Raw genomic sequence first — 17,929 nt, forward strand, 5'->3', positions numbered from 1 at the left:
TCTAGCGTCCCCTTAGATCGATAGCTTATCTACGCGCTTACCGCCGTAGACAAAGTTAACTACAGCACGCGTACCCACGATAGCTGTGAACATCGAGGTCAAAATACCAATCGATAGCGTTACAGCGAAACCTTTAATCGCACCTGTACCCACAGCAAACAAGATGATTGCAGTGATCAGCGTGGTAATGTTCGCATCGGCAATGGTACTGAATGCGTTCGCATAACCTTGCTGGATAGCATGTTGTGGGCTTCGACCTTCACGTAGTTCTTCACGAATACGTTCGAATATCAGCACGTTGGCATCAACAGCCATACCTACGGTTAATACGATACCGGCAATACCCGGTAAGGTCATGGTTGCACCAGGGATCATCGACATGATGCCGATAATCATCACTAGGTTCATCATCAGTGCCATGTTGGCAATCAAGCCAAACTTACGGTAATACAATAGCGTAAATAACATTACGGCTAGCATACCCCATAGACACGCCTGAATACCCATGTCGATGTTTTGCTGACCCATTGATGGACCGATCGTACGCTCTTCAACGATAGAGATAGGCGCAATCAATGCACCCGCACGTAGTAGCAAGGCAAGGTTGTGCGCTTCAGCCGCAGAATCGATGCCTGTAATACGGAAGTTACGGCCAAGCGCAGTTTGGATCGTTGCTTGGTTGATGACTTCTTCGTGCTTCTCAAGGATCACTTTGCCATTTTCATCACGCTCGCCACTGTCTTTGTATTCAGTGAACATGGTAGCCATAAGCTTACCAACGTTATTACGTGAGAAGGCTGTCATCTTGCTACCACCTTCGCTATCAAGCGAGATGTTAACTTGCGGACGACCGTATTCATCAGCACTTGAGCTTGCATCTGTGATGTGAGAACCCGTTAGGATGACACGTTTTTTCAGAACCGCAGGGCGGCCATCACGTGTTGTTTTCACTTCACTGCCAGCAGGTACACGACCCGCCATTGCTGCCGCTAAATCAGCACTGCTATCCACTTCACGGAATTCAAGTGTGGCTGTCGCACCTAAAATTTCTTTAGCGCGCGCAGTGTCTTGAACACCCGGTAATTCAACAACGATACGGTTAGCACCTTGACGCTGTACCAAAGGTTCAGCAACACCTAGCTCATTCACACGGTTACGAAGAATGGTGATGTTTTGGTCTACCGCATAGTTACGGATCTCTTTTAAGCGCTCTTCAGAGAATGCAGCACTAACCACGAAGCGACCATTATTGGTGCTATCGCTAAAGATCATATCTGGGTGAAGTTTAGCAAGTTCACGTTCTGCTTGAGCCATTTGCTCTGCATCACGTAAGCGCACTTCGACCGCAGTATCCGTTTTACTGATCGCACGATAGCGAATCTTGGCTTCTCGTAGTTCGGTACGGAATGTCTCTTCTTGCTGACCCAGCAGTTTTTCCATTGCTGCGTCCATATCCACTTCCATTAAGAAGTGAACACCACCGCGTAGATCGAGGCCGAGTTTCATCGGTGAAGCACCAATTGATTCAAGCCAGCTAGGGGTGGCAGGTGCAAGGTTTAAGGCTACAACGTAGTCTTCACCGAGTTCATCGTTGAGAATATCGCGAGCACTGATTTGCGTATCAGTGTCATTGAAGCGGACCAGGACAGCACCGTTTTCGAACGCGACAGATTTGTAGGAGATTTTACTTTTTTCTAGGTCTTCGGTGACAACATCCAGAGCAGACATATCTACCGAGGCGCCACGCGCCCCGGAGATTTGAATCGCTGGATCTTCACCGTATATGTTGGGAAGTGCATAAAGCAAACCGATGAGTAGTGCGAACACTACCATCAGGTTCTTCCACAAAGGGTAACGGTTTAGCACTGCTATGATCCTTCAAAGCGAATAATTATAGAGACTTCATCGTGCCTTTTGGCAGAACAGCAGTCACGAAGTCTTTCTTGATAGTTACTTCAGTGCTGTCGTTAAGCGCGATAACAATGTAGTCGTTCTCTTCAGATACTTTAGAGATCTTACCTAGTAGGCCGCCGTTTGTTAGCACTTCATCACCTTTGCCCATCGAAGACATTAGATCTTTATGCTCTTTCGCACGTTTCGCCTGTGGACGATAAATCATGAAGTAAAAAATTACAGCAAACAGACCAAGCATGATGAAAAGCTGCATGCTACCGCCTTGTGGTGCACCTTCAGCTGCGGCATGTGCCTGAGAAATGAAAAGACTCATTTAATAACGTCCTCGTTAATTGTTAAGCATTTTTTAGTGGTGGAACTTCACGGTCACGACGCGCATAGAATTCTTCTACAAACGCATCGAAACGATCTTCGTCAATCGCCTTACGAATACTTTCCATCAAACGTTGGTAGTAACGCAAGTTATGAATTGTATTCAGACGTGAACCAAGAATCTCGTTACATTTATCTAAGTGGTATAAATACGCCTTAGAGTAATTACGACAAGTGTAACAGTCACAATGCGGATCTAGAGGCGTTGTGTCTGTTTTATGTTTCGCATTACGGATCTTGATCACACCGCCGGTCACAAATAGGTGGCCATTTCGGGCATTTCGAGTAGGCATTACACAGTCGAACATATCGATACCGCGACGAACACCTTCTACTAAATCTTCTGGTTTGCCTACGCCCATTAGGTAACGCGGCTTATCTTGAGGTAATTGTGGACACGTATGCTCAAGAATGCGGTGCATGTCTTCTTTCGGCTCACCGACTGCAAGGCCGCCTACTGCGTAACCGTCGAAGCCAATGTTTGTTAGACCTTCAACCGAGACATCACGCAGATCTTCATACACACCACCCTGCACAATACCAAAGAGTGCATTCGGGTTTTCTTGTTTGTCGAAATGGTTACGGCTGCGTTGTGCCCAACGTAGCGACATTTCCATCGATTTTTTCGCTTCGTCGTGTGTCGCTGGGTATGGCGTACACTCGTCGAAGATCATTACGATGTCAGAACCTAAATCGTATTGAATTTCCATCGACTTTTCAGCGTCCATGAAAATTTTGTCACCGTTTACAGGGTTACGGAAGTGAACACCCTCTTCAGTGATTTTACGCATTGCGCCAAGACTGAATACTTGGAAGCCGCCTGAATCGGTCAGGATCGGACCTTGCCATTGCATGAAGTCATGCAAGTCACCGTGCAACTTCATTACTTCTTGACCAGGGCGCAACCATAGGTGGAACGTATTACCCAATAGGATTTGTGCACCTGTGTCTTTTACTTCTTCAGGTGTCATACCTTTAACAGTACCGTAAGTACCTACTGGCATGAACGCAGGGGTTTCAACCGTACCACGTTCGAACTGCAAACGACCGCGACGAGCACGACCCTGCGTTTTATCTAATTCAAATTTCACACAACCTCCAAAAGCCAGAGAAACAATCTGACATAACAACCTGATAGTTATAACGGTGAATAATCACCCCATCTATCAGAGCAAATACAAATGGCGGAATACCTAATGTATTTTAGCGACGATATCGGCGGTTTATCGCCAATACAGGCCATTATGATAACCATAACGACCAAATTCTGGTGCGCTTAGCGCAAGAAAGGCTGCAATTTTATCAAATGCAGCCTTACATGACACTGACTTAGCTGAGTAAGTCGCTAATTAGACCTGTCTCTCTATGCATTTGTTCATTCCTACAACGAAAATCAACAAATACACTTGTCAGCGAAAACACCCTTAGCCTTGGGTACGACGCGTAATAAACATCGCATCACCGTAACTAAAGAAGCGATATTGGTTTTCAACCGCCACTTGATAAGCATGCATAGTATGGTCGTAACCTGCAAACGTGCTCACTAGCATGATCAAGGTAGATTCAGGCAAGTGGAAGTTTGTCACCAACGCATCAACCAGTTGGAATTCATAGCCACCTGGGTAGATGAAGATATCGGTATCACCAAAGAAAGGGACTAATTCTGTACCGTTTTTCAGTGCATCTTGCGCCGCTGACTCAAGTGAACGTACTGATGTTGTACCCACTGCAATCACACGACCGCCATTGGCCTTAGTGGCAAGCACCGCATCAACCACCTCTTGTGGCACTTCAACATATTCAGAGTGCATGTGGTGATCGTTAATATCATCTACACGAACAGGTTGGAAAGTACCCGCACCTACGTGCAAAGTGACAAACGCAAAGTCAGCGCCTTTCGCTTTAATTGCAGCCAGCAGTTCATCATCAAAATGAAGCCCTGCGGTTGGTGCTGCAACCGCGCCCGGTTTGGCATTGTAAACCGTTTGGTAACGCTCTTTATCTGCATCTTCGTCTGGGCGATCTATGTATGGTGGCAGCGGCATGTGACCCACTTCTTCCAATACTTCTAGTACCGTTTTGTCACCCGTAAAGCGGATTTCAAATAAGGTATCGTGACGTGCCACCATTTCAGCTTGGTGTTCATCGTTATCACCTAAAAACAGAACATTACCCGGTTTTGGTGATTTAGAAGCACGAACATGAGCAAGGATGCTTTTATCATCCAGCATACGTTCTACTAACACTTCAATTTTGCCACCTGACTCTTTACGGCCAAATACACGAGCAGGGATCACTCGGGTATTGTTGAACACGAGTAAATCACCCGGCTCAACCAAGTCCAGCATATCTTTAAAGCCTTTATGCTGTAGTTCGCCAGTGTTTCCCGTCAACTGAAGTAGTCGACTAGCAGTACGCTCAGGTTGTGGGTAACGAGCAATTAGCTCATCAGGTAGGTCAAAGTGAAAATCAGAAACTTGCATTTTGTCGCGCCTCAAAAAACAGAGGCAGCTAGTATAGGCTGCCAAACTGCAATATCAAGGAAAGTTCGAGATGATGCGATGTGAAGTGCGTGATTATGGACGCTTCGCAGCAACCCCTAATAAACATAAAAGCACCACAATACCTATGTTGCCCCCGCCGCTATCCCCTCCTGTTACATTGTCGACACTGGGCACTGCAATATCAGTTCCAGCGTTACTGTAGTCTCTCGTAAACGGGTTCACACTTAGCTTTGGCGTATTCACAAATAATAAGCTATTACCCGTTAAACCATTAATCCAGCCAAAAAAGTTAACCACTTCGGTATATACCCCAGGTAAGGCACTGGCACAGCCATCACCAAAGCTCACCAACCCTAATAAACGCAAACCAAAATCGGCATCATTAACACGAAGAGGATCTTGCCACACTAAGGGCCCTCCTGAGTCACCAAAGCAACTATCGCGCACCACTGATGAGGAAGGAGAAATGGCACAAACAAAAATATTCGCCTCACTACTCGTTACCCCTGACCCCCATTGGTTATTACACGTATTATCAGGCACACCTGTCAGCAAGGTTTGCTGTAAATCTGTCGAGCCAGAAGAACCATTCACGCTGGTACTTCCCCATCCAGACACCAGTAAATTTGCAGGGTTATTTCCACCTTGGGTATAACGGGTCTCGAAAGCGGTATTAGCACGGTCTCTTTGCTCTTGGTTGGCCATGATTATCGGCTTAGCGCTATCAGGTGCAGAAGAAGTCAACTTGAGCACTGCAATATCATTGGAAAAGCGAGATGGGTTGTAGTTAGCATTAATGGTGCGACTTCTGACAGATAATGCATTACGCGATGTCGCACTAAATATGCTTGAGATCCCCGCCCAAACTTTAATGTCAGCCGCTGCCGCCGTTAAACCACCATTTTGTAAACAGTGAGCCGCCGTTAGCACAACATCTTGCGCCACCAGCACACCACCACAGACATAGGTGCCATCCGTAAAAGAAATATTGAGATAGACTTGCCAAGGGAGCTCTTCATTTTGACTAGTCACACCGCCAATAATGCGAGGAGAAGCAACAGGGGATGATGCCAATACAGGTAAGCTTATGCAGCACAACAGCAGTAGAACAATATACCTAGCCATAACTCTACCTATTCTTATTGATTTGACAATCAATATGAATATTTAATCTATTTTTAATACCAAATAAGCATATTGATTTATTTAGTATATGCCACATCCAAGGCTTTACCCGAAAAAGCACGAGAAAAGGGCTATAGATAATTTTGTAAATTTTTGACTGTGGTCATAGGTAGTTAGCTATATATTCGCTACATTCAAGAGACAGGGATTTGTTACCCCGTTAATGGAGGCAAGTATGTTCACTGTCGCAGATATGATGACTCAAAACCCATACGCTTTAGGCCCTTTTAGCACCTTGGCTGATGCGAAAGATTTAATGGAAAAACACTCGATTCGCCACGTTCCTGTTATTGATGAAAACCACCACCTGCTCGGCTTAGTCACCCAGCGCGATGTACTGTCAGCGCAAGAGTCAAGCTTAGAGATGATCACCCAAAGTAACTTTATGTCAGCACTCGACATTCAGTTAAATAAATGTATGAATCGCTCTTTAATGAGTGTGGATTGTCATGCAGGCTTAAAAGAAGCCGCGCTGTATATGCAAAAGCATAAAATTGGCTGCTTACCCGTGGTTGAAGAGAAAGTCTTAGTCGGGATTATTACCGATAGCGATTTTGTCTCTATCGCCATTACCTTGCTGGAAATACAAGATGAAATTGATCCAACGGAAATCGAAGCATAGCCTGTAAAGGGATTCGTGAATTTTTTAGCGCACTTGGATCTCGCTGATTTTTGCCAAAGTCATTTGGCAGGCAACTTGCTGGCTGATTTTGTCCGAGGCGATCCCTACAAGCAACATACCAAAGCGGCAGCTGACGGTATCAAACTACATCGCTTTATTGATGGGTATATCGATGCCATGCCACAGGTTAAACAATGTCAGCGTTTGTTTAGACCAGAGACGCGTCGTGTCAGTGGTATCGCCCTAGACCTTACTTGGGATCATTTCTTAGCCAAGCATTGGCTCAGCTATCACTCACGCCCTCTGCTCGAGTTTGTCAGCCAAGCCCAACAAGACGTTGAACGCTACCAATACAACTTACCTCAAAGCTACCAGCAAATGAGCGCCCGTATGTGGCAGCAACAGTGGCTCATTCAGTATCAAGAAGCTTCAACGCTAGAAATCGCCCTCATTCGTATGGCTATCCGCCGTCCTAAGCTGCATCAACTGGCCAATACTCCGACAGACATTTTCACCCACTACCAACAACTCGAAACCACATTTCACGCGATTTACCCGCAGATCCAACAAGCCGCGTTAGGCTATCGCCAGCAGCAAGCTAAAGATTCATAGCTGGTAACACCAACCACCTTTGTCAAAAACAAAAAAAGGAGCACTCAAAGTGCTCCGGCGATAACAAGGTTTACATGTTACAAATGTGGCTTTTAACAGCCATTACTAGGATTGGGGGATATTACAGCTCAGCTCATCTCAGGCTGGTATATCACCAGCCTGATAGATAGCGCGATTGTTTTGCTAGAATTGATCTTCTTCGGTAGACCCCGTCAGTGCAGTGACCGATGAATTACCACCTTGAATCGTGTTAGTCATCTTATCAAAGTAGCCTGTACCCACTTCTTGTTGGTGTGCCACGAAGGTATAACCTTTTTCAGCTGCAGCAAACTCAGGACGCTGTACTTTCTCAACATAATGGCGCATACCTTCGCCTTGTGCGTAAGAGTGTGCCAATTCAAACATGTTAAACCACATGTTATGAATACCCGCTAAGGTAATAAACTGGTACTTATAGCCCATGTCTGACAACTCTTGCTGGAATTTCGCAATCGTCTCTGAATCTAGGTTTTTCTCCCAGTTAAACGATGGCGAACAGTTATACGCCAGAAGCTGATCTGGGTATTGTGCATGAATCGCTTCGGCAAATTTACGCGCTTCTTCTAAGCATGGTTTCGCGGTTTCACACCAAATAAGATCCGCATATGGCGCATAAGCCAGACCACGAGAAATGGCTTGGTCGATACCCGCACGTACTTTGTAGAAGCCTTCTTGAGTACGTTCGCCTTCAATGAAGTCACGATCATATGGGTCGCAATCAGACGTCAACAGATCGGCTGCGTTAGCATCGGTACGGGCGATCACCAAGGTTGTTGTGCCCGCCACATCAGCCGCTAAACGTGCCGCGACCAGTTTTTGCACCGCTTCTTGAGTCGGCACTAAAACTTTACCGCCCATGTGACCACATTTTTTCACTGAGGCTAGCTGATCTTCAAAGTGCACACCTGCCGCGCCTGCATCAATCATATTGCGCATTAACTCGTACGCATTGAGTACGCCACCAAAACCCGCTTCGGCATCAGCAACAATCGGTAGGAAGTAATCAATCCCTTCTTCTGGGTTACTGCCATTCGCCCATTGGATTTGGTCGGCACGACGGAATGAATTATTAATGCGCGTTACCACCGCAGGCACCGAGTCAACCGGATAAAGCGACTGATCTGGGTACATGGTTGAGGCAGTATTGTTATCCGCCGCCACCTGCCAACCAGACAGATAAACCGCTTCAATACCGGCCTTAGCTTGCTGTACCGCTTGCCCACCCGTTAGCGCACCAAGACAATTGACGTATCCTTTTTTCGCCGAACCATTCACAAGATCCCACAGTTTGTCGGCACCGCGTTGGGCAATCGTATTCGCGGGAGCAAACGAACCACGTAGATTAATCACTTCTTCTGCAGTGTAAGTACGTTTGACGTGTTTCCAACGTGGGTTCTCAGCCCAATCTTTCTCAATTGCTTCAATTTGTTGTTGGCGAGTCAGTGTCATAATGATGTCCCTCGTTCATTTGGCGATAATCGGTATAACGTCATTGTTAATCCGCTTTAGTCTGTAATTCTTTACTTTTCATCCAGTTACTTGATATTTAAGTTTGGTACTATGGTAAGTACTCGTACCCTGGCACCGTTAAGAAATTCATTAGCTCATCGCTAGTGGTTAATCGCGCCATTAATTCAGCGGCTTCTTGGTATTGCCCAGCAGCGAACACTTCACTTCCCAATTCTTGCGCTAACACCTGCATTTCTTCTGCAAGCATCTGTTCAAACAAAGCAGCAGTGACTACTTTGCCATTACTCAACTCTTTACCGTGCTTAATCCATTGCCAAATCGACGCTCGTGAAATTTCGGCCGTTGCTGCATCTTCCATCAAACCGTAAATCGGTACGCAACCATTGCCGGTGATCCACGCTTCAATGTATTGCACCGCGACACGAATGTTATGACGCATCCCCTCTTCGGTTCGCTCACCATCACACGGCGCAAGCAACTCTGCGGCGGTAATTGGTGCATCCTCACTGCGGCTCACATCAAGTTGGTTATGACGGCTACCCAATGTTTCATTGAAAACCGCGCAGGCCGTATCAGCCAAACCAGGATGAGCAACCCAAGTGCCATCGTGGCCATTGTTAGCCTCTAGTGATTTATCGGTTTGGATCTTATTGAGTACCCAAGCATTTTGCTCGGCATCTTTCGATGGAATGAAGGCTGCCATGCCTCCCATGGCGAAAGCGCCACGGCGGTGACAGGTACGTACCAGCAATCGCGAGTAAGCATTTAGGAAAGGCTTCTCCATGGTAACAACTTGGCGATCGGGCAAAATGCGATCTGGGTAATTACGTAGGGTTTTAATATAACTAAAGATGTAGTCCCAGCGGCCGCAGTTCAAACCCACAATGTGCTCTTGCAAGCTGTAGAGGATTTCATCCATCTCAAACACAGCGGGTAGGGTTTCTATCAAGACTGTCGCTTTAATAGTGCCGCGTGATAACCCCATTTCATCTTCTGCAAAGCTAAAGACATCACTCCACCATGCCGCTTCTTGGTGCGCTTGCAGTTTAGGCAAGTAAAAATATGGGCCACTGCCTTTTGCAAGTAGCTGCTTGTAGTTGTGGAAAAAATACAAAGCAAAATCAAACAAAGCACCAGGAATCGGTACGCCTTGCCATAGTAAATGCTTCTCTGGCAGGTGAAGACCGCGCACACGACAGATTAATACCGCGGGATCATCGTTAAGGTGATATTGCTTGCCGTTATTTGGATTGGTATAGCTGATAGTACCATTCACCGCATCACGCAAGTTACGCTGTCCAGCAACCACTTCATCCCAGGCTGGTGAAAAAGAATCTTCAAAGTCAGCCATGAACACTTTTACGTTGGCATTTAACGCATTGATGACCATCTTACGTTCGACAGGGCCCGTGATCTCAACTCGGCGATCTTGTAAATCAGCGGGAATATTTTGAATCGACCAGTTCCCTTCGCGAATATTGGCGGTTTCAGTTAAGAAGTCAGGCAATTCACCTGCATCAATACGCTGTTGTCGTTCATCCCTCGCGCTGAGTAAACTTGGTACTCGGTCAGCAAAACGTTCAACCAAACGCTCTAAAAAAGCCAATGCTTCATCACTGACAATCTCTTGCTGCTCTGGAGATAGCGCTTTTTGAAGCGATAGCTTTACATGATGGGAAGAAAGAATGTTATCGGTGGACATGGCTATCTCCTACAATTCCATTTGTAACTTTATCACCACTTTTATCAATGATGACTGATAAGGCGCTGTTGCAACCCAAACTGCTTAACGCCCTATTTACGTTGCATTAACAAACGTACAATTGCAAGTTATCCATTTCTAAAGCCGCCAATGAAAATCACGTTGTTTCCTTTTATTTCAAAGAGTTGTGCAAAATAGAGTTAAAACTCAAAACACTAAATTAAAACATTTTCCAGTTAAAAATTCGGTTCTTAATCTAAGACTTAAAAAATGTCACTTTTGGATTTAATTACGTAATTGAATTACATAAATAATTGCAAATATATTAATAATGAAAAGCGTTTTAAACAGAGCAAGAGAAGTAAGAGATGGATATGTGGTTAAATAACATACAGATAAGTGCACCATCGGCACCATTTTCATACGCTGACCGCATATGAAAATACTCACTTAGTTTCATTTATTTCTAAAGCGAAACATAATAAACCTACAAATAGCAGTGAGTTACTACTAAAGCATTAATGGCGTTATATCTGAATTTCAGGACAAAACTAGAGGAATGTGCTGACATATTGATTTTTATGCCAGCGCTATAAAGATAATGTGAAAAAGATGGGAATTTGCAGCCAAATTAGGAAGTCACAGCCGTTAAAGAAGCCCTTTCACAACATCAGCCAATTGGTCAAAGGTATGCACTCGGCTGGAAGTCGGACGCCAGACGAGACCAATTTCACGGTAAGCTTCATGGCCAGGTGGTTCAACCACCACAAGATTTTGGTTATCAAGCAGTCCATGGTCGATGGCCATTTGAGGAATAAAGGTCATCCCCATACCATTTGCCACCATTTGAACTAAGGTGTGCAAACTGGTTGCTGAAAACGGGTTAATCTTATCTTTGGTGGTAAGCTGACATGCCGACACGGCATGGTCCGTCAAACAGTGCTCTCGCTCAAGTAAGAACACCGAAGCATCAGGCAAATCATCATAACGGATCGGTACTCGCACAGTGTTCGCTTGTTTTTTACTGATCACCATTTTAAAGGCATCGCGACCAACAATTTTACTTTGCATACCGTTGATTTCCATCGGCAATGCCAAAATAAGCACATCCATCTCACCGTTCCGCAACGCGGTTAGTAAGTTAGCCGTAGTATCTTCACGCAAAAGTAAATCAAGTTTCGGGAACCGTAAATTCACCTCTTGGACTAAATCACACAGTAAAAAAGGCGCAATAGTCGGAATACAGCCAATTCGCAGCTGCCCTTCCATACCATCCCCGGTGCAGTTAGATAGTTCCATTAAATCACGCGAACGCGCTAATAACTCCCGAGCTCGAGTGACCACCTCTTCGCCCATAGAGGTAAAAACTAACGATTTGTTTTTATTATCACGTTCAATTAACTGGCAACCAATTAACTCTTCTAGATTCTGGATACCTGAACTTAAAGTTGACTGACTCACAAAGCATAGTTTGGCCGCATCGCCGAAGTGACGCGTTTCTGACAATGTGACTATATAGTTAAGTTGTTTTAAGGAAGGAAACTTGTTCATCGTATTTTTCGATTACATCAATCTATTTATTCCGCTTTTTTGAATCTACCAGTTTCGTTATAGTTTGTCTCGTCCAAACAGGGAGCTGCTTCAAAGAGTAGCACCGCATTGAATTTTATTAGGAGCACCAAAATGGTACTAGTAGGTCGTCAAGCACCAGATTTTACTGCTGCAGCTGTTCTAGGTAACGGTGAAATCGTTGATAACTTCAACTTCGCAGAATTTACCAAAGGTAAAAAAGCGGTAGTTTTCTTCTACCCACTAGACTTCACTTTTGTTTGCCCATCAGAACTAATCGCATTCGATAAGCGTTTTGAAGATTTCCAAGCGAAAGGCGTTGAAGTAATCGGTGTTTCAATCGATTCTCAATTCTCTCACAACGCATGGCGTAACACTGCTGTTGAAGACGGCGGTATCGGTCAAGTTAAATACCCACTAGTTGCTGACGTTAAGCACGAAATCTGTAAAGCGTACGACGTAGAGCACCCAGAAGCAGGCGTTGCTTTCCGTGGTTCTTTCCTAATCGACGAAGACGGTGCAGTACGTCACCAAGTCGTTAACGACCTTCCACTAGGCCGTAACATCGACGAAATGCTACGTATGGTTGATGCACTAAACTTCCACCAGAAGAACGGTGAAGTTTGTCCAGCACAGTGGGAAGAAGGCAAAGCAGGTATGGACGCATCACCAAAAGGTGTTGCAGATTACCTATCTGAGCACACTGCAGACCTAGGTAAGTAATTACCACTTAACACCACGCTCACGGTGTTAATTAGGCAACAAACGCAATAGCGTAAAGCCAAAGTCAGCCAATAGGCAAAAATAGAATGAGGCCCGGACACACCGGGCCCTTTTTCGTTTCTAGCTCCGCAAAAACACCCACAAATTCAGCTTACGTACACTATTTATATTAGACTCTAGTGTCCTCCATCCTTTGCTGATAGATCACTATGCAACTCGAAGTCTGTATTGATAATTTAGAATCCCTACACTACGCCCAACAAGGTGGCGCTACTCGTATTGAACTTTGCTCATCACTCGCGCTTGGCGGGTTAACCCCCAGTGCTGGATTCATGCACCTCGCCGCGAAACATGCCACAATTCCTGTCTATGCCATGATCCGCCCACGCCAAGGGGATTTTCTATTCTCAAGCGATGACGTAGAAATCATGCTAGCCGACATTCATGCCGCTAAGCACGCGCAACTACAAGGCATTGTGGTGGGCGCGTTAACCGCTAATGGCCATGTTGATCGCGATATTCTTAATGCCTTAATGAAGCAAGCAGGGACGCTGGGCGTCACTTTCCACCGCGCCATCGACCAATGTGCCGATCCCTTTGCCGCACTTGATACCGTCATGCAAGCAGGCTGTGAGCGTGTACTTACCTCAGGGCTGGCACCCAGTGCGCCTGAAGGTATCACCATGATAAAACGCATGGTCGATCACTGTGCTGGTGAGCGATTCAGTATCATGCCAGGCGCTGGTGTAACCGCCGATAACGCAGCCTCAATCATCAAACAAACGGGCGTGCGTGAAATTCACCTATCGGGAAAAAGCACCCGCCCAAGCTTAATGCAACATATTGATGCCTCTGCACATATGGGAAACGTCAATATAGATGATTTCGTGATTCCCGTTACCTCAGCTGAAAAAATACAAGCCGTGGTAGCGCAGATCCAAAAAGCTTAACCCATCAAAAGGTTAGTATTGCGCTAAGCTAAATAAGGCCACCTACTGTTGCGACCAAGGAAAGATGTATGACCCCAGCTCTCCTCGATTCTGCTGATAAATTAAAAAAGAAAGACTACGCAACTGAGCTCGAACGGCTTCAGATTGAGCTGGTCAAACTTCAAGAATGGATCAAGCATTCAGGCATGAAGGTGGTGGTTATTTTTGAGGGAAGAGATGCCGCTGGCAAAGGTGGCGTCATTAAACGCATTACCGAGAAGCTGAATCCTCGAATTTGTCGTGTCGTTGCTTTACCTCAACCAACCGAAAAAGAAAAAACCCAATGGTACTTTCAACGCTATGTTGCTCATCTTCCTGCTGCGGGTGAAATCGCCCTATTTGATCGCAGTTGGTACAACCGCGCGGGGGTTGAAAAAGTCATGGGGTTTTGTAGCGAAGAGGAATACGAGGAGTTCTTACGGTCATGCCCTGAATTTGAACGCATGTTGCAACGTTCTGGGATTATTTTGCTGAAATACTGGTTTTCAGTGTCAGATGAAGAACAAGAAAAACGTTTTCTAGAGCGCATCAATACGCCAATTAAGCGCTGGAAGTTCAGCCCTATGGATTTAGAATCACGCAATCGCTGGGCCGAATATTCCGCAGCAAAAGATCGCATGTTTGCCTACACAGATACCAAACAGTGCCCATGGTGGGTGGTAGATGCCGACAGTAAAAAGAAAGCCCGTATCAACTGTATATCCCACCTTTTAGCACATATTCCGTATCAAACCCTGACCTACCCCGATATTGACCTACCCGAAGTAAACAAAGACGGTTACGTCCGTGCCCCGCTCGATCAGCAAACCTTTGTGCCTGATCGCTTTAAAAAATAAAGCGTCAAGCCATAACGCTAGCATTCCTAAGCCACTGTGATAATTTGAAATAACACATCTGAATAGTTAGGAAAAACATGGCAAAGGATCTGTCAGCTAATTTAGATTTAAACCTACTGCGCACTTTCATTATTATTGCTCAAGAGCAAAACTTGCGTAAGGCGGCTGAGCGCCTGTTTGTCACCCAACCCGCTGTTAGCCATGCACTGCAACGGCTGCGAAACCATTTTGATGATCAGCTTTTTCTTAAAACCAAGCAGGGGTTAACCGCAACACCCTACGCAGAAGAGCTTTATCATCACTTATTGCCTGCAATGGACAGCCTCTCCAAAGCACTGAATACGACCCTAGAGTTCACCCCTGCAGATCTTGATGGAAAAATACGTATTGCACTCGCCCCACAATTTCTCGCCTCTATTGGCAGTGAACTTTTTTTGAAAATTCATAATGCTGCGCCGAACTTACAGGTTGAGATAATTAACTGGTCAACAACCACATTATCAGATATTCACCAAGGGGAAACGCTACTCGGTATAAATTACGATATCGAAAATACGAGTAAAGAGTTAGTCAGAAAAGAACTCATGAAGGGAGAAGCGCTGGTTTTTGTACGGAAAGAGCACCCTTATAGCGGCAAAGTTATTACCCCTAAGGAAGCGACAAAATATGGTTTTGCTTGCCTCATCATCCCTGATAGAACAGAGCAAATTACCGATGTCGAAAAAATCTTTTCGATTTATGGCTTAACCGCGAATATTTGCTTTCGCTCAACATCCGCGCAAACTGTACTTGAGGTTATTAAAGAAACCAACATGCTATTTCCCTGTGTGAATGATCTCTTTACGAATTCTCATCCAGCCTTTAGAAAAATCTCAGTCAAACTTGATAACTACACCAACCAATACAAACTTATCGCTTTTTATCCGAACAAAAACAGCAAAGATCCCTTAACCATGTGGATTGTGACCATGATTAATGAACTACTCGAAGAACGGTTGCCAAATAAAAGCTAACAACGGCTTTAAACACAGAATACTACCTGAGTACCAGCGTGATAAAGATGGCTAATAACCGATATCAGCTAAACTAATTAGTCGAATAAAACATTGTCCAGTAATATTTAACTCGCTGGCAAGGATAGCTCAGCAATACATATCACCTATCTTTGCAGCGAGTTAAAAATGAAAAAATCAATCTTTGCTCTATCTCTTATTACTCTATTTTCATCTTCTGCTTATGCCTCTAAGCAAGGCGGGTATATTGGTGCCGACATAGGCTCAAATTTTATTGGTTCGATGTACCTTGATAGCAACATTGGTATCGTCGCTGGTTACGATTTTCAAGTCTCACCAAATATTGTTATCGGCGTTGAAGGGGAATATCGAAATTTAGGCCATGATAGTGCCTCTGATGCCAGTGCTGGAATCCATCTTGGTGCTGAAATATCAGCTTCTTCTTATGGCCTAAATATCAAACCAAAGTACTACTTCACTGAAAATTTTTATGGTGCCGCTAGCATTGGCTTTCATCGCTATAGCTACGAAGAAAAGTGGCAACTTGGCAATAGAGAGCTGGGGGGAAAAGATAAAGATAACGCTTTTCAACTTGGTACTGAAGTAGGTTATGACATCACTAACAATGTCACACTACGAACAGGCCTTAAAGCTGCAACGGCAGATTTACTTGGCTACAAAACTGATCTAGGTACAATGTACTTTGGTGCCAACTATAAATTTTAAACCATCAATATTAATTTAATCAATAAGTTAGATAAAAACATTTTAATTAGCAGCCCCTAAGAATAGAATCAACTTAGGGGCAGATAAGCGTTAACACTAGCCTAATCTAGCTTAAGAATATCTTCGATTTCTTCTGGCGAGGTATGACGCACATCTTTGCCTTTTACAAAGTAAATAATGTACTCACAAATATTCTGGCAGCGATCGCCGACCCGTTCGATAGAGCGGGCTGACCACATCACTTTTAGTACGTTAGGGATCGATCGAGGATCTTCCATCATATAGGTCATCAACTGGCGCACTACCGCTTCGTATTCGCGATCAATACGGTCATCATCTTGATACACTTTAATCGCCGCTTTCACATCCATTCGTGCAAATGCATCGAGTACTTCGTGCAGCATACGCACCGCATGCAGCCCCAAGGCTTCTAACGATACCAACAGGTTATATTGTTTGTTAGTGAAGTTCTCAAGCGCAACCTTCGCAATGCTTTCAGCAACATCACCAATGCGCTCAAGATCGGTAATGGTTTTGATAATTGCGATCACCAAACGTAAATCACTAGCGGTTGGCTGACGTTTGGCAATAATGCGGGTACAGGCTTCATCAATCGCCACCTCCATAGAGTTCACTTTGTGATCATCGCGGATCACGCGCTTGGCTAATTCCACATCTTGCTTGTGCAGCGCCTTAAGTGAATCGGCAAGTTGTTGTTCAACTAAGCCGCCCATGGCTAATACATGGGTGCGAATGCTCTCAAGCTCAGCATTAAACTGGCCTGAAATATGACGGCCAAGGCTAAAATTATCTAACATTTATTGATCCTTAACCGTAGCGTCCAGTGATGTAGTCTTCGGTACTTTTTTCTTTTGGTGTTGTAAAAATATCGTTGGTATTGGCGTATTCCACCAACTCTCCCATGTGCATAAAAGCGGTCTGATCAGAAACACGCGCTGCTTGTTGCATGTTATGGGTCACGATAATAACGGTATATTTGGTTTTTAGATCGTTGATCAGCTCTTCAATTGTCAGGGTCGAAATTGGATCCAGCGCCGAGGTAGGTTCATCTAATAGCAAGACTTCTGGCTCTATCGCAATCGCACGCGCAATCACGAGTCGTTGTTGCTGACCGCCCGATAAACCAAAAGCATTTTCATGCAAGCGATCTTTCACCTCATCCCATAACGCGGCGCCACGCAATGAATTTTCAACCGCATCATCTAATACCCGACGATCTTTAATGCCTTGTAGGCGCAGCCCATAAATCACATTTTCATAGATGGATTTTGGGAACGGGTTTGGCCGTTGGAAAACCATACCAACACGACGACGAAGTGAAGCGACATCGACACGGCTATCATAAATATTGTGGTTGTGCAGGATCACTTTCCCATCAACACGACAGCCTTCCACCAGCTCGTTCATGCGATTAATACAGCGCAATAACGTGGACTTGCCGCAGCCAGAAGGGCCGATAAAGGCAGTGACTTGCCCTTTCGCAATCCGCATATTGATATTAAATAGCGCCTGCGTTTGACCATAGTATAAGTCAAGATTTTCAATCGATAGCGCTGTTTGCTCTTCAGGTAACGAGGCTAAATCGAGTGGCTCAAATAAGCCTATGCTTGGATTTACTGACAACATATCTCT

At 44.9% G+C, this 17,929-nt stretch carries 17 protein-coding genes; 7 read left to right on the top strand and 10 right to left on the bottom strand.

Annotated elements, in window-relative coordinates; translation table 11 throughout:
- Positions 1-12: 12 nt before the first annotated feature.
- The 5 genes from secD to L4C35_RS08680 form a co-directional block, all read right to left on the bottom strand.
- Positions 13-1,866: a protein translocase subunit SecD gene (gene secD / locus L4C35_RS08660; RefSeq protein ID WP_428462510.1), complete on the bottom strand. Its 1,854-nt coding sequence runs from the start codon at positions 1,864-1,866 to the stop codon at positions 13-15.
- 25 nt (positions 1,867-1,891) lie between these two features.
- A complete protein-coding gene (yajC, locus tag L4C35_RS08665) occupies positions 1,892-2,227 on the bottom strand; it encodes a preprotein translocase subunit YajC (protein WP_428462511.1) in 336 nt (111 codons plus the stop codon).
- A 22-nt stretch (positions 2,228-2,249) separates the two neighbouring features.
- Entirely contained in the window at positions 2,250-3,377 is a 1,128-nt protein-coding gene (tgt, locus tag L4C35_RS08670; RefSeq protein WP_428462512.1) for a tRNA guanosine(34) transglycosylase Tgt, read from the bottom strand.
- A 333-nt stretch (positions 3,378-3,710) separates the two neighbouring features.
- Positions 3,711-4,769: a tRNA preQ1(34) S-adenosylmethionine ribosyltransferase-isomerase QueA gene (gene queA / locus L4C35_RS08675; protein WP_428462513.1), complete on the bottom strand. Its 1,059-nt coding sequence runs from the start codon at positions 4,767-4,769 to the stop codon at positions 3,711-3,713.
- 93 nt (positions 4,770-4,862) lie between these two features.
- Positions 4,863-5,915, bottom strand: a complete 1,053-nt coding sequence (locus L4C35_RS08680) for a S1 family serine peptidase (RefSeq protein WP_428462514.1) — start codon at positions 5,913-5,915, stop codon at positions 4,863-4,865.
- A gap of 235 nt (positions 5,916-6,150) precedes the next feature.
- On the opposite strand from L4C35_RS08680, the gene L4C35_RS08685 reads away from it, so the two are divergent.
- Both L4C35_RS08685 and L4C35_RS08690 read left to right on the top strand, forming a co-directional pair.
- Positions 6,151-6,597, top strand: coding sequence for a CBS domain-containing protein (locus L4C35_RS08685; RefSeq protein WP_428462515.1), 447 nt, complete (start codon positions 6,151-6,153; stop codon positions 6,595-6,597).
- A 15-nt stretch (positions 6,598-6,612) separates the two neighbouring features.
- A complete protein-coding gene (locus L4C35_RS08690; RefSeq protein ID WP_428462516.1) occupies positions 6,613-7,209 on the top strand; it encodes an acyl carrier protein phosphodiesterase in 597 nt (198 codons plus the stop codon).
- 183 nt (positions 7,210-7,392) lie between these two features.
- Here L4C35_RS08690 and aceA read toward each other — a convergent pair whose 3' ends face one another.
- From aceA to L4C35_RS08705, 3 genes are all read right to left on the bottom strand, one after another.
- On the bottom strand, positions 7,393-8,697 hold the full coding sequence (aceA, locus tag L4C35_RS08695) for an isocitrate lyase (RefSeq protein ID WP_428462517.1): 1,305 nt from the start codon (positions 8,695-8,697) through the stop codon (positions 7,393-7,395).
- 109 nt (positions 8,698-8,806) lie between these two features.
- Positions 8,807-10,420 carry a malate synthase A gene (aceB, locus tag L4C35_RS08700; protein ID WP_428462518.1) on the bottom strand — a complete coding sequence of 538 codons (1,614 nt, stop codon included), beginning with the start codon at positions 10,418-10,420 and terminating at the stop codon, positions 8,807-8,809.
- A gap of 648 nt (positions 10,421-11,068) precedes the next feature.
- Positions 11,069-11,971: a hydrogen peroxide-inducible genes activator gene (locus L4C35_RS08705; protein ID WP_428462519.1), complete on the bottom strand. Its 903-nt coding sequence runs from the start codon at positions 11,969-11,971 to the stop codon at positions 11,069-11,071.
- Positions 11,972-12,103: 132 nt separating this feature from the next.
- Between L4C35_RS08705 and L4C35_RS08710 the strand changes: the two genes are divergently transcribed.
- From L4C35_RS08710 to L4C35_RS08730, 5 genes are all read left to right on the top strand, one after another.
- Positions 12,104-12,712, top strand: coding sequence for a peroxiredoxin C (locus L4C35_RS08710; RefSeq protein WP_261857382.1), 609 nt, complete (start codon positions 12,104-12,106; stop codon positions 12,710-12,712).
- 203 nt (positions 12,713-12,915) lie between these two features.
- Complete coding sequence (locus L4C35_RS08715) at positions 12,916-13,662, top strand: copper homeostasis protein CutC (RefSeq protein WP_428462622.1); 747 nt, start codon at positions 12,916-12,918, stop codon at positions 13,660-13,662.
- A gap of 68 nt (positions 13,663-13,730) precedes the next feature.
- Entirely contained in the window at positions 13,731-14,537 is an 807-nt protein-coding gene (gene ppk2 / locus L4C35_RS08720; protein WP_428462520.1) for a polyphosphate kinase 2, read from the top strand.
- 77 nt (positions 14,538-14,614) lie between these two features.
- Positions 14,615-15,550 carry a LysR family transcriptional regulator gene (locus tag L4C35_RS08725; RefSeq protein ID WP_428462521.1) on the top strand — a complete coding sequence of 312 codons (936 nt, stop codon included), beginning with the start codon at positions 14,615-14,617 and terminating at the stop codon, positions 15,548-15,550.
- A gap of 168 nt (positions 15,551-15,718) precedes the next feature.
- Entirely contained in the window at positions 15,719-16,276 is a 558-nt protein-coding gene (locus tag L4C35_RS08730; protein WP_428462522.1) for an outer membrane protein, read from the top strand.
- A gap of 101 nt (positions 16,277-16,377) precedes the next feature.
- Here the strand turns inward: L4C35_RS08730 and phoU are convergent, their stop codons facing one another.
- Positions 16,378-17,094: a phosphate signaling complex protein PhoU gene (gene phoU / locus L4C35_RS08735; protein ID WP_428462523.1), complete on the bottom strand. Its 717-nt coding sequence runs from the start codon at positions 17,092-17,094 to the stop codon at positions 16,378-16,380.
- 10 nt (positions 17,095-17,104) lie between these two features.
- Positions 17,105-17,923, bottom strand: coding sequence for a phosphate ABC transporter ATP-binding protein PstB (gene pstB / locus L4C35_RS08740; RefSeq protein ID WP_428462524.1), 819 nt, complete (start codon positions 17,921-17,923; stop codon positions 17,105-17,107).
- Positions 17,924-17,929 lie beyond the last annotated feature (6 nt).

Source organism: Photobacterium kagoshimensis (assembly GCF_050337045.1).
Lineage (GTDB): Bacteria > Pseudomonadota > Gammaproteobacteria > Enterobacterales > Vibrionaceae > Photobacterium > Photobacterium kagoshimensis.